1 protein-coding gene is annotated in these 14506 nt (G+C 73.7%); it reads left to right on the forward strand.

Features of this window, described 5'->3' with window-relative positions; translation table 11 throughout:
- A complete protein-coding gene (locus ACZ7OH_RS21335) occupies window positions 1-14214 on the forward strand; it encodes a type I polyketide synthase (RefSeq protein ID WP_470282351.1) in 14214 nt (4737 codons plus the stop codon).
- Window positions 14215-14506: the final 292 nt, after the last annotated feature.

Genomic DNA, 14506 nt, shown 5'->3' on the forward strand with positions numbered 1-14506 from the left:
GTGACCGGAAACCAGGAGCCGACGCAGATGCGCAACGAGGACAAGCTCCGTGACTACCTCAAGCGGGTCACGGCCGATCTGAAGCTGGCCAACCGGCGCCTGCACGACGTCACCGAGCGCCGCGCCGAGCCGATCGCCGTGGTGTCGATGAGCTGCCGCTTCCCGGGCGGCGTCGCCACGCCCGAACAGCTCTGGGACCTCCTGGCCGATGGCCGGGACGCCGTCTCGCCGTGGCCTGCCGACCGCGGGTGGGACCCGGACCTCTACGACCCCGACCCCGGACGCGTCGGCCGCAGCTACGTCCGCGACGGCTGCTTCCTGACCGACGCCGCGCAGTTCGACCCCGCGTTCTTCGGCATCTCGCCGCGCGAAGCCACCGCGATGGACCCGCAGCAGCGGCTCCTGCTGGAGACCACCTGGGAGGCCTTCGAGCGGGCGAAGCTCGACGCGGCGGCCCTGCGCGGCAGCAAGACCGGCGTGTTCGTCGGCGCCAGCAACCAGGGCTACGCGGGCGGCATGGTCACCGCGCCCGAGGGCCTCGAAGGGCTGCTGCTCACCGGTGGCTCGGCCGCCGTGCTGTCCGGCCGGCTCGCCTACACCTTCGGGCTCGAGGGCCCGGCCGTCACCGTCGATACGATGTGCTCGTCGTCGCTGGTCGCGCTGCACCTGGCGGTCACCGCGCTGCGCAACGACGAGTGCTCGATGGCCCTGGCCTGCGGCGCGACCGTGATGGCCAACCCGCGCAACTTCATCGAGTTCAGCCGCCAGCGCGGCCTGTCCGCCGACGGCCGGTGCCGCGCGTTCTCGGCCGACGCCGACGGCACGGGCTGGGGCGAGGGCGTCGGCGTCGTGCTGCTGGAACGGCTGTCCGACGCGCGCCGCCACGGCCACCCGGTGCTTGCGGTCATCCGCGGCACGGCGATCAACCAGGACGGCGCGTCGAACGGCCTGACCGCCCCCAACGGGCTTTCCCAGCAGCGCGTGATCGAGGCGGCGCTGGCCAACGCGCGGCTCGGGCCCGAGCAGGTCGACGTCGTCGAGGCGCACGGCACCGGCACCAAGCTGGGCGACCCGATCGAGGCGCAGGCCCTGCAGGCGACCTACGGCCGCGACCGCTCGCGGCCGCTGCTGCTCGGGACCGTCAAGTCGAACATCGGCCACACCCAGGCGGCATCCGGGCTCGCCGGGGTGATCAAGATGGTCCTGGCCCTGCGCGAAGGCGTCCTGCCGAAGACGTTGTTCGTCGGCGAGCCGACCCCGCACGTCGACTGGACCGCGGGCGCGGTCTCCCTGCTGACCGAACAGCAGGAGTGGCCCGAAACGGGTGCGCCGCGCCGGGCCGGGGTGTCGTCCTTCGGCGGCAGCGGGACGAACGCGCACGTCGTGCTGGAGGGTGTCACCGACGAGACCCCGGCCGTAGAGAAATCCACTGTGGACACGGCGGTGTGGGTGCTGTCCGGTCGCTCCGAAGCCGCGTTGCAGGCTCGCGCGGCGGAACTGGCTCAGCTGCCGGACGCGAACATCGCCGATGTCGGCTGGTCCCTGGCGCACACGCGGTCGGCGTTCGAGCACCGCGCCGCGGTGGTCGGCCGGGACCTGTCTGCGCTGGTCGCGGGCGTCCGCGAGATCGCCGAATCCGGCACGGGCGCGGCGGTCGGCGGCGAGGCCCAGGCCGTGGGCGGCACCGTGCTGGTCTTCCCCGGTCAGGGCGCCCAGTGGGTCGGAATGGCCGTGGACCTGCTCGGGGAGTCCCCGGTGTTCGCCGCCCGGATGGCCGAGTGCGAGGCCGCGCTGGCGTCCTTCGTGGACTGGAAGCTGACCGACGTCCTCGGCGACGCGGCGGCCTTGGAGCGGGTCGACGTCGTCCAGCCGGTTTCGTGGGCGGTCATGGTGTCGCTCGCCGCGCTGTGGGCGGCGCACGGTGTCACGCCGGACGCCGTCGTCGGGCACTCCCAGGGCGAGATCGCGGCCGCCGTCGTCGCGGGGGCGTTGTCGCTGTCCGACGGCGCCAAGGTCGTCGCGCTGCGCAGCAAGCTGATCGCCGGCCGGCTCGCGGGCCTCGGCGCGATGGCGTCGATCGCGGCACCGGAAGCGCACGTCACGACACTGCTCGCGGACGGCGTGTCGATCGCGGCGGTCAACGGACCCGCGTCGGTCGTGATTTCCGGCGAGGTCGCCGCCGTCGAAGCGGTCCTCGCCCGCGCCGAGTCCGAAGGCCTGCGCGTGCGCCGGGTCCCGGTGGACTACGCCTCGCACTCCGCGGTCGTCGAGGTCCTCGAAGCCGAACTCCTGGAAGCCCTGGCCGGGATCGAACCCCGTGCCGCGCAGGTCACGTTCGTCTCCAGCGTCACCGGGGAGACCGCCGAGACACTCGACGCCGCCTACTGGTACCGGAACCTGCGGCAGCGCGTGCGGTTCCAGGACGCGACCCGGACGCTCGTCGCCGAAGGTCACCGGTTCTTCGTCGAGTGCAGCCCGCACCCGGTGCTCGGCGGCGGCATCCAGGAAACCCTCGACGAGACGCTCGACCCCGGCGCGGCGGCCGTCGTCGGCACCCTGCGTCGCGGCGAAGGCGGCCTGACCCGGTTCTTGACGTCGGTGGCGCAGCTGTGGACGCAGGGTCACGACGTCGACTGGGCGGCTGTCTACCCGCAAGGCCGCCCGGTCGCTTTGCCGACATATCCCTTCCAGCGGCAGCGCTACTGGCTCGAGACCGCGGTCGAAACCACCGCGGCGGACGACGGGTTCTGGACCGCCGTCGAGGACGGTGCCCTCACCGGCGAGCTGGGCGTCACCGCCGAAACGCCCTGGCAGGAGGTGCTGCCCGCGCTGGCGGACTGGCGGCACCGCCGCACCGAGCTGTCCACTGTGGACCAGTGGCGGTACCGGATCACCTGGCACCCGGTCCCCGAACCGGCGCCGGTGCTGTCCGGCACCTGGCTGGTCGTGCACGCCCCCGACGTCTGCCTCGACGCTCTCGAGAAGGCCGGCGCGGTCGTCCGCACTCTGCGGGTCGAGGCGACCGACGACCGCGCGTCGCTGGCCGAGCGGCTGCGGGGCGAGTCCGAGGTCGCGGGCGTGCTGTCGCTGCTCGCCGCCGACGAGCGCGAGCACGCGACGCACCCGGTGCTGCCCGCCGGTCTCGCCGCTAACCTCCTGCTCTCCCAAGCCCTCGGCGACGCCGGGGTCACCGCGCCGCTCTGGCTCGCGACGCAGGGGACAGCCGTCGTCGTGCCCGGCGACGAGCTGCCGCGCCCGGGTCAGGCCACGACCTGGGGCCTCGGCCGGGTGCTCGCCCTCGAACACCCCGACCGCTGGGGTGGGCTGGTCGACCTGCCGGAGACCCTGGACGAGCAGGCCGCGACCCGGCTCTGCGCTGTCCTGGCCGGGATCGACGACGAGGACCAGCTGGCCGTCCGCGACTCCGGCGTGTACCAGCGTCGCCTGCGTCGTGCGCCGGTCGACGGCACCGCCCCCGAGTGGCGGACGAGCGGTACCGCGCTGATCACCGGCGGCACCGGCGGGCTGGGCGCGCACGTCGCCCGCTGGCTCGCCGGCCGCGGGGCCGAGCACCTCGTGCTCACCAGCCGCCGCGGACCGGACGCCCCCGGCGCCGCCGAGCTGCGGGAAGAACTCGAAGCGCTGGGTGTCGAGGTGACCATCGCCGCCTGCGACGTCGCCGACCGCGAGGCACTGTCTTCGCTGGTCAGCGGCCTGCCGGAGATCCGTGCGGTGATCCACACGGCTGGTGTCGGCCTGCTGGCGCCGCTCGCCGAGACGACGTTGCCCGAGTTCGAAGAGGGCGCCCGCGCGAAGCTCGCCGGAGCCCGTCACCTCGACGAGCTCTTCGCCGACGCCGACCTCGACGCGTTCGTGCTCTACTCCTCGGTCGCCGGCGTGTGGGGCAGTGGCGACCACGGCGCTTATGCCGCCGCGAACGCGTTCGTCGACGCGCTCGCCGAGAACCGCCGCGCCCGCGGGCTCGCCGGGACGTCGGTCGCCTGGGGCATCTGGGCCGGTGACGGCATGGTCTCCGACGTCGTCGCCGACCAGCTCAAGTGGCGCGGGATCCCGTTCATGGCCCCGGAACCGGCGCTGCTCGGGCTCGGCCAGGTGCTCGACCACGACGAGCCGTTCCTCGCCGTGGCCGACATCGACTGGGAACGGTTCGTCCCGGTCTTCACCGCCGCCCGGCCGCGTCCGCTGCTGTCGGAAGTGCCCGAGGTCGCGGCCGTCCTGGCCGCCGCCTCGGAGGTCACCGAGCAGCAGACCGGCGCGGCGGGTGCGTTGCGCGCCAAGCTGTCCGCACTGTCCGAACCGGACCAGGACCGCGAGCTGCTCGCGCTGGTCCGCAAGCACGCGGCCGCCGTGCTCGGCTACGCCGGGCCGGACGACGTCGACGCGGCCCGCGCGTTCCGCGAGCTGGGCTTCGACTCGCTGACCGCCATCGAACTGCGCAACCGGCTCACCGCCGCCACCGGGCTCAAGCTGTCGGCGACCCTGGTCTTCGACTACCCGAACGCGACCACCCTCGCCCGGCACGTCCGCACCGAGGTCCTCGGCGCCCCCGCGCCCGAAGTGGCCGCCTCGTCGGTCGCGACCGACGAGCCCTTGGCCATCGTCGGCATGAGCTGCCGGTTCGCGGGCGGTGTCGGCAGCCCGCAGCAGCTGTGGGAGCTGATGCTGGCCGAGGCCGACGCCATCGGCGAGTTCCCCGGCGACCGCGGCTGGCACCCCGGCTCGCTCTACGACCCGGACCCCGACCGCGCGGGCCACAGCTACACCCGCGCGGGCGGGTTCCTCTACGACGCGGCCGAGTTCGACCCGGGCTTCTTCGGCATCAGCCCGCGCGAAGCCCTCGCGATGGACCCGCAGCAGCGCGTCGTCATGGAAGCCGCCTGGGAGGCCTTCGAGGACGCCGGGCTCAACCAGGCCGCCGCCCGCGGCAGCCGCACCGGCGTGTTCGTCGGCGCCAGCGGCCACGACTACGGGCCGCGGCTGAGCGAGGTTCCCGAAGGCGTCGAAGGGCACCTGGTGACCGGCGGCACCGGCAGCGTCACCTCCGGCCGCGTCGCCTACACCTTCGGGCTCGAAGGCCCGGCGGTCACGATCGACACCGGCTGCTCGTCGTCGCTGGTCGCCTTGCACTTGGCGGGCCAGGCACTGCGGTCGGGGGAGTGCGACCTCGCGCTGGCCGGCGGGGTCGCCGTGATGTCGACGCCGGCGCCGTTCGTCGCGTTCAGCCGCCAGCGCGCGCTGGCCGCCGACGGCCGCAGCAAGCCGTTCTCCGCCGACGCCGACGGCATGGGCCTGGCCGAGGGCGTCGGCATGCTGCTCGTCGAGCGGCTGTCCGACGCCCGCCGCAACGGACACCGGGTGCTGGCCGTCGTCCGCGGCACCGCTACCAACCAGGACGGCGCGTCCAACGGCCTCACCGCGCCGAACGGCCCGTCCCAGCAACGGGTGATCCTCTCCGCGCTGGCCGCGGCCGGGCTCGAACCGTCCGATGTGGACGCCGTCGAGGCGCACGGCACGGGCACCACTCTCGGCGACCCGATCGAGGCGCAGGCGCTGCAGGCGACCTACGGACGCGACCGCGAGACGCCGCTGTGGCTCGGCTCGGTCAAGTCGAACATCGGGCACAGCCAGGCCGCCGCGGGTGCCGCGGGTGTCATCAAGATGGTCCTCGCCATGCGCCACGGCGTCCTGCCGCGGTCGCTGCACTCGGAACGCCCGTCGCCGCACGTCGACTGGTCTTCCGGGGCGCTCGAACTGCTGACGTCGGCGACGCCGTGGCCGGAGAAGCCGGGACCGCGCCGCGTCGGTGTCTCCTCGTTCGGCGTCGGCGGCACCAACGCGCACGTCGTCCTCGAACACGATCCCGCTCCAGAGCCTGTCCTCTCGCGGGAGCCTGTCCCGGGGCCCGTGCCGTGGCTCGTTTCGGCGCGTTCGGCGGCCGGTTTGGCCGCCCAGGCGGAGAAACTGGCGGGTTTCGACGAGGATGCGGACATCGCCGACGTCGGCTGGTCTCTCGCTACGACGCGGACCGCGTTCGAGCACCGGGCCGTCGTCCTCGGCGAAGACCGTGCGGAATTGCTGGCCGGTCTGCGTGCCCTCACCGCCGGGACGCCGAGTGCGTCGGTCGTCACCGGCGTGGCGGCCCCGGCCGGGCGGACGGTATTCGTATTTCCCGGTCAAGGTGCCCAATGGGCCGGGATGGCCGTGGAGCTGCTGGACTCCTCACCGGTGTTCGCCGAGCGGTTCGCCGAGTGCGCGGCGGCATTGGAGTCCTTTGTCGACTGGTCGCCTTTCACCGTCTTGCGCGAATCGACGCTGGACCGGGTCGACGTGGTGCAGCCGCTGTCGTGGGCGGTGATGGTTTCGCTGGCCGCGTTGTGGCAGTCGCACGGCGCCACGCCGGATGCCGTGGTGGGGCACTCCCAGGGCGAGATCGCCGCGGCGGTCGTCGCGGGTGGACTGTCCCTTGTCGACGGTGCCCGGGTGGTCGCGTTGCGCAGCAAGGCGATCGCCGCCGGTCTGGCGGGCCAGGGCGGGATGGCTTCGATCGCTCTCGACGCCGAGCGCGTCGAGAAGCTGCTCGCGGAATGGGGCGGCCGGATCTCGATCGCGGCGTTCAACAGCCCGTCGTCGACCGTGGTGTGCGGCGAGCCCGCCGCGCTGGACGAACTGCTCGCCCAGTGCCAGGCCGACGGCGTCCGGTCCCGGTTGATCCCGGTGGACTACGCCTCGCACTCGGCACACGTCGAAGCGATCGAGAGCGAACTGCGGGACGTGCTCGCCGCGGTCGAACCGCGCACCGGCGAAGTCCCGTTCCACTCGACGGTGTCGGCCGAGCAGCTCGACACCGCGACGCTGGACGCCGGCTACTGGTACCGCAACCTGCGGCAGCCGGTGCTGTTCGCGCAGACCATCGAGGCGTTCGAGCACGCGGTGTTCGTCGAGGTCAGCCCGCATCCTGTCGTCTCGTCGGCGATCGCCGAGATCGTGCCCGGCGCGATCGCCGTCGGCACGCTGCGCCGGGGCGAGGGCGGCTTGACGCGGTTCCGCACGTCGCTGGCCGAGCTGCACGTCCGCGGCGTCGACGTCGACTGGGCGCCGGTGTTCCCCGGCGCCCGCCAGGTCCCGCTGCCGACCTACGCCTTCCAGCACCAGCGTTACTGGCTGGACGCTCGCGGTCATCGGCGGACGTCGTCCACTGTGGATGACTGGCGCTACCGCGTCGAGTGGATCCCGCTCGCCGTCGCGTCCGGCACGGTCGTCGCCAACTGGCTGGTGGTCGCTCCGGCCGGGCACGACGCCCAGGACCTCGCCGACGGGCTCGGCGCGCGCGTCCTGGAACTGTCGTCCGATGTGGACCGTGCGCGGTGCGCCGAGCTGCTTCGCGAGGCGGGGCCGTACGAAGGCGTGCTGTCGCTCCTGGCCGTTGACGGCCTCGAACCCAACCTGACGCTGCTGCACGCCCTCGGTGACGCCGGGATCGACGCGCCGCTCTGGTGCGCCACGAACGGCGCGGTCAGCACCGGCGCAGCAGACCCGATCCGCGCCACGGATCAGGCGCTGACCTGGGGGTTCGGCCGGATCGCGGCCATGGAGTACCCGCAGCGCTTCGGCGGTCTCGTCGACCTCCCGGCCGAGCTCGACGCCCGTGCCGTCGCCAGGCTCGCCGCCGTGCTCGGCTCGCCCCAGGAGGACCAGGTCGCCCTCCGCTCGTCCGGGGTCTTCGGCCGCCGGCTCGTCCGCGCGGAGCCGGCTCGCAGTGAAAAGCCGTGGCGGGTAACCGGAACAGTGCTGCTCACCGGCGGCACCGGGGGGATCGGCGAGCACCTGGCCCGCTGGCTCGCCCGGGCCGGTGCCGAGCGGCTGGTGCTGACCAGCCGGCGCGCCCGGGACGTCCCCGAGCTGACCGCCGAACTCGCCGACCTCGGCACCGAGCTGACCGTCGTGGCCTGCGACGTCGCCGACCGCGCCCAGCTGGCCGAGCTGCTGGCCGGGCTGCCGGACCTGACCGCCGTGGTGCACGCCGCCGCCGTGCTCGACGACGGCGTCATCGACAGCCTCACCCCCGACCGGATCGCGCACGTCCTGCGGCCCAAGGCCGAAGCCGCGCGGCACCTGCACGAGCTGACCGCGGACCGCGAGCTGGCGGCGTTCGTCCTGTTCTCCTCGCTGGCGGGCACGCTCGGCGGACCGGGCCAGGCGAGCTACGCGGCGGCCAACACCTACCTCGACGCGCTCGCCCGCGAGCGGCGCGCGGCGGCCCTGCCCGCGACGTCGGTGGCGTGGGGCGCGTGGCGCGGTGGCCGAGGCGAAGGCCTGGCCGAGCAGGGGCTACCCGCGATGGACCCCGAACCGGCACTCCACGCGCTGGGGCAGGCCCTGGCCGACGACGAGACCGTGCTGGCCGTCGCCGACATCCGCTGGGACCGCTACCGCAAGACCCTCGCCCAGGGCCGGCCGAGCGCCGCGCTCCTGGGTATTGCCGAAGCCGAAGCGCCGGAAGCCGTCGAAACCGGCTGGGCCCAGCGCCTGACCGGGCTCGACATCGCCGAACAGCACCGGCTGGTCCTGGAGCTGATCCAGGCCCAGGCCGCGGTGGCGCTCGGCTACCCGTCGCCCGAGTCGATCGAGCCCGACCGCGCCTTCCGCGACCTCGGTTTCGACTCGCTCACCGCCGTCGACCTGCGCAACCGGCTCGGCGAGGCCACCGGCCTGCGGCTGCCGGTCACGCTGGTCTTCGACCACCCGACCGCCGTCGCGCTCGCCGAGCACGTCCGGCGCGAACTGGCCGGGGACACGGCGACCGAGACCGCGGCTCCGGTGGTCGTGAGCACCGACGAGCCGATCGCGATCGTCGCGATGTCCTGCCGCTACCCGGGCGGCGTCGCCGATCCGGACGCCCTCTGGCGGCTCGTCGCCGACGGGGTCGACGCCGTCGGCGAGTTCCCCGCCGACCGCGGCTGGGACCTCGACCGGCACTACGACCCGGACCCGGACAAGCCGGGCACGTTCTACACCCGCGGCGGCGGCTTCCTGCACGACGCGGCGGACTTCGACCCGGCGTTCTTCGGGATCGCGCCCCGCGAGGCACCCGCGATCGACCCGCAGCAACGGCTGCTGCTCGAGACGTCGTGGGAGGCCGTCGAGCGCGCCGGCATCGACCCCGCGGTGTTGCGCGGCAGCCGGACCGGCGTCTTCGTCGGTTCGAACTACCACGACTACGGCGGCCGGCTGCGGCACGCGCCCGGCGAGTTCGAGGGCCACCTCGCGACCGGCAGCGCGGGCAGCGTCGCGTCCGGCCGGATCGCCTACACCTTCGGCTTCGAAGGCCCGGCGGTCACGGTCGACACGGCGTGCTCGTCGTCGCTGGTGGCGCTGCACTGGGCGGTCAAGGCGCTGCGGTCCGGCGAGTGCGACCTCGCGCTGGCCGGCGGCGTCACGGTGATCTCCGCGCTCGACACGTTCGTCGAGTTCAGCAGGCAGCGCGCGCTGTCGCCGGACGGCCGGTGCCGAGCGTTCTCCGCGGACGCCGACGGCGCGGGCTGGGCCGAGGGCGTCGGCATGGTGCTGGTGGAACGGCTGTCCGACGCCCGGCGGCGCGGGCACCCGGTGCTCGCCGTGGTGCGCGGGTCCGCGGTCAACCAGGACGGCGCGTCCAACGGCATGACCGCGCCGAGTGGCCCCGCGCAGCAACGCGTCATCCGTGCCGCGCTGGCCGACGCCGCACTCGCACCGTCCGAAGTGGACGCCGTCGAAGCGCACGGCACGGGCACCACCCTGGGCGACCCGATCGAGGCGCAGGCACTCATCGCGACCTACGGCCAGGACCGCGACCGTCCGCTGTGGCTCGGTTCGGTGAAGTCCAACATCGGGCACACGCAGGCCGCGTCCGGCATCGCCGGCGTCATCAAGATGGTGCAGGCGCTGCGGCACGGCGTCCTGCCGCGCACGCTCCACGCCGAGACGCCGTCACCGCACATCGACTGGTCCGCGGGTCGGGTCCAGTTGCTGTCGGAGCCGGTCGAGTGGGCGGCGAACGGCCACCCGCGCCGCGCGGCGGTGTCCTCGTTCGGGGTCAGCGGCACCAACGTGCACACGATCCTCGAAGAGGCTCCCTCGCCGGTCGATCCGGTGGAAGTCGTTACCGCACAGAGGTTCACTGCCTGGTCGGTGTCGGCCCGATCCGAAGCGGCGCTGCGCGACCAGGCCCGGCGGCTGCTGGCGTTCACGGAGTCCGAAGTGGACTCCGCTGCGGTCGCCCGGTCTCTTGCTGCCCGCGCGAAGTTCGGGTACCGCGCGGTGATAGTAGGCGAGACCCTTGGCGAGCTCCGTGACGGATTGGCCGCGGATCGGCTCAGTGTGCGCACCGCGCGTGCCGGTCGGACGGCGTTCCTGTTCACCGGCCAGGGCTCGCAACGGCTCGGCATGGGCCGCGAGCTGTACGGCCGGTTCCCGGTCTTCGCCGACGCCTTCGACGCGGTGTGCGCCCACTTCGACATCCCGCTGCGGGACGTCGTGTTCGGCGACGACACCGCCCGGCTCGACCGCACCGGCTGCACCCAGCCCGCGTTGTTCGCCCTCGAAGTGGCGTTGTTCCGGCTCCTGGAGTCCTGGGGCGTCCGCGCGGACTTCCTGGCCGGACATTCGATCGGCGAGCTGGCCGCAGCCCAGGTCGCCGGGGTGCTTTCCCTGGCCGACGCGGCGAAACTGGTCGCCGCGCGCGGCCGGCTGATGGAAGCGCTGCCTTCGGACGGCGCCATGGTGGCGATCGCCGCTACCGAAGACGAGGTCGTCCCGCTGCTGGACGGCCGGGTGTCGCTGGCCGCGGTGAACGGGCCGGAAGCCGTTGTCGTCTCGGGTGAGACCGAGGCCGTGCTGGCCGTGCGGGAGCACTTCGCCGCGCTGGGCCGGAAGACCAAACGCCTCGACGTCTCGCACGCGTTCCACTCACCGCTCATGGAGCCGATGCTCGCCGAGTTCGCCGCGGTCGCCGGCGGTCTGACCTACCACCAGCCGCGGATCCCGGTCGTGGCGGCCGGTGACGTCGCGACGCCGGAGTACTGGGTGCGGCACGTGCGGGAGGCCGTCCGGTTCGCCGACGGCGTCCGTACTTTGGTTGCCGATGGTGTCACCCGGTTCGTCGAGCTGGGCCCGGACGCGGTGCTCGCCGCGCTCGTGCCGGACTGCGCCGGTTCGGCCGAGGTGAGCGTGGGATCCCTGCTGCGCAAGGGACACGACGAGGAGCGGTCGCTGCTGACCGCGCTCGCCGGGCTGCACACCGCCGGCGCCGACGTCGACTGGGCCGCCGTGCTCGGCGACGGGAGGCGCGTCGAACTGCCGACGTACGCGTTCCAGCGCGAGCGGTACTGGCTGGCCGCCCCGGCCGCGCCCGGCGACGTCACCGGCGCCGGCCTCAGCGAACCGGGGCACCCGCTCCTGGGCGCGTCGGTCGCGCTGGCCGGATCGGACGGCGTGCTGTTCACGAGTCTGCTGTCGGCGTCCAGCCACCCGCTGCTGGCGCAGCACGTCGTGCTCGGCAGCGTGCTGCTGCCCGGGACGGCGTTCATGGAGCTGGCCGTGCACGCGGCGGACAAGGTCGGCTGCGAACGCGTCGAGGAGCTGACCCTCGCGGCGCCGCTGGTGCTGCCGGAGACCGGCGGCGTCCGGCTGCAGGTCGTCGTCGGCGGCCCGGACCGGTTCGGCAGCCGCTCGATCGACATCTACTCCCGCGCCGGCGACGCCATGGAGGACGAACCCTGGACCACGCACGCGACCGGTACCCTCGCCGCGGCGCCTGCTCCGGCCGCCGGTGACCTGACCGGGACGTGGCCGCCGCCGGGCGCCGAGCCGATCGATCTCGACGGGCTCTACGACCGCATCGCCGAAAACGGGTTCGACTACGGGCCCGCCTTCCAGGGGCTGCGCCGGGCGTGGCGCGCCGGCGACGAGATCTTCGCCGAAGTCGGCCTGCCCGAGCCGGAGGTTTCCGAAGCCGGCCGCTTCGGCCTGCACCCCGCGCTGCTGGATGCCGCTTTGCACACCGTCGCGCTGCGCGACGAAAGCCGCGCGGTCCTGCCGTTCGCCTGGGCCGGGGTGACCCTGCACGCCGGCGGCGCGTCGGCGCTGCGGGTGCGCGTCACCGGGCAGGGCGACGACACGGTCGCCCTGGCGGTGGCCGACCAGGACGGGCTGCCGGTGGCCACCGTCGGCTCGCTGACGCTGCGGCCGGTGTCGGCCGAGCAGCTCGACGTCGCGCGGTCGGCGTACCACGAGTCGCTGTTCCGGGTGGGCTGGGTGATGGCCCCGATCACGCCGGTCAGCCACTCGGCGGCCGAACGCTGGGCCGTCGTCGGGTCGGACGTCGGGGTCCGCGTCACCAAGGCGCTGGGGACCGCGGGCGTCCCGGTCGAGTCCTATCCGGACTTCGACGCGCTCGAAGCGGCCGTGGTGGCGGGCGATCCGGTGCCCGAGGTGGTCGTGGTGACCAGCGGCCCGCACGACGACGAGGACGTCACGCGCGCGGTCCGGACCGCCACCCACGGCGCGCTGGAGCAGGTGCAGGAGTGGCTGGCGAGCGACCTGTTCGCCGGCTCGCGGCTGGTGTTCGTGACGAAGGGCGCGATCGCGACCCGCGTCGGCGAAGGCATCACGGACCTGGCGACGGCGGCCGTCGTCGGCCTGGTCCGCTCGGCGCAGTCGGAGAACCCCGGCCGGTTCGTGCTGGTCGACCTCGATGACCGCGAAGTGTCGTATGCGGCCTTGCCGTCCGCCGTGGCTTGCGGCGAGCCGCACGTCGCGGTCCGGATCGGCGCGATCCAGGTGCCTCGCCTCGCCCGCGTCCCGGCGGCGAGCCCGGCGCCGGTCGCGGCATGGGACCCGGAAGGCACGGTGCTGATCACCGGGGCGACCGGGACGCTCGGCACTTTGGTCGCCCGGCACCTGGTGACCGCGCGCGGCGCGCGGCGGCTGGTGCTGACCAGCCGGCGTGGACCGGCGGCGGAAGGGGCTGCCGAGCTGGTTTCGGAGCTGACGGCGTGGGGCGCGGAGGTCACGATGGCCGCGTGCGACGTCGCCGACCGGGATTCCCTGGCGGCGCTGCTGGCGGCGATCCCCGCGGAGCACCCGCTGACGGCGGTGGTGCACACGGCGGGCGTCCTCGACGACGGCGTCGTATCGGCGCTGACGACCCGGCAGCTGGACACGGCGCTGCGGCCCAAGGTCGACGCGGCGTGGCACCTGCACGAGCTGACGGCGGGGATGAACCTGGCCGGGTTCGTGGTGTTCTCGTCGCTGGCGGGCACGTTCGGCGGCACGGGCCAAGCGAACTACGCGGCGGCGAACGCATTCCTCGACGCATTGGCGCATGTCCGCCGAGCGCAGGGGCTGCCGGCGTTGTCGTTGGCGTGGGGGTTGTGGGCCGAGCGCAGCGGCATGACGGGCAAGCTCGGCGAGGCGGACTTGTCCCGCCTGGCTCGCGGCGGCGTCGAGCCGATGCCGTCGGACGAGGGCCTGGACTTGTTCGACGTGGCGTGCGCGCTCGACGAGGCCGTGTTGCTGCCGGTTCGCCTGGTGGTGGAGGCGATGCGCGACCGGGTGGGCGAGGACGCGATCCCGGTGATCCTGCGCAGCCTGATCCGCACCCCGGTCCGCCGAGCGGTCCGCGCGGCCGCGGCCGACCCGGTGGACAGCTTGACCCACCGTCTGGCGGGAATGTCCGAAGCCGAGCGCGACGGAGCATTGCTGGACCTGGTCCGCACCCAAGCGGCAACGGTCCTGGGGTACGCGGGCCCGGACGCGATCGAGCCGGACCGCGGGTTCCTGGAGCTGGGCTTCGATTCGTTGAGCGCGGTGGAGCTGAGAAACCTCCTGGGAGCGGCAACGGGGTTGCGCCTCCCGGCGACGCTGCTGTTCGACTACCCATCGACGACGGTGCTGGTGGAGTACTTGAGGACAGAGCTGGTCCCGCACGTCCCGGCGGCGATCCTGCCGGCGCTGGCAGAGCTGGACCGGGTGGAGTTCGCGTTGCCGGAGCTGCTGTCGGATTCGCAAGCCCGGGCAACGTTGGGTTCGCGGTTGCAGGAGTTGTTGGCTCGGGTGAACGGCGCTTCGGCGGGGGTGACGGCGGTGGAGGAGAAGCTGGAGTCGGCAACGGACGACGAGATGTTCGCCCTGATCGACGAACTGGACCTCGACTAACCCGGCGGCCGTTCGACATCCGGGCGGCCGGTGGCAGAAGGGTCTGCCCGAGGCATGTAGGCAGCGCCCCGCAGGCCAGGTCGAGGTGCGCCCGGCCGACCGAGTTCCGCCGGCTGTCGAATTCGTTCGGGCTGCGCGAGCTGCGCTCGGTCGGTCGCGTCGGTCCTGCTGCCAGAGCGCCGTTCGTCGGGGCCGCGCGCCTGGCCGAGTTTCGCGCTGGCTGGTCGAGTTCGTTCGGGCTGCGCTCGTCGATCACGTTTTCCTGCTGACCGAGCCATGCAGACCGAGTCCA

It is taken from the genome of Amycolatopsis sp. NPDC114478 (genome assembly GCF_055633805.1).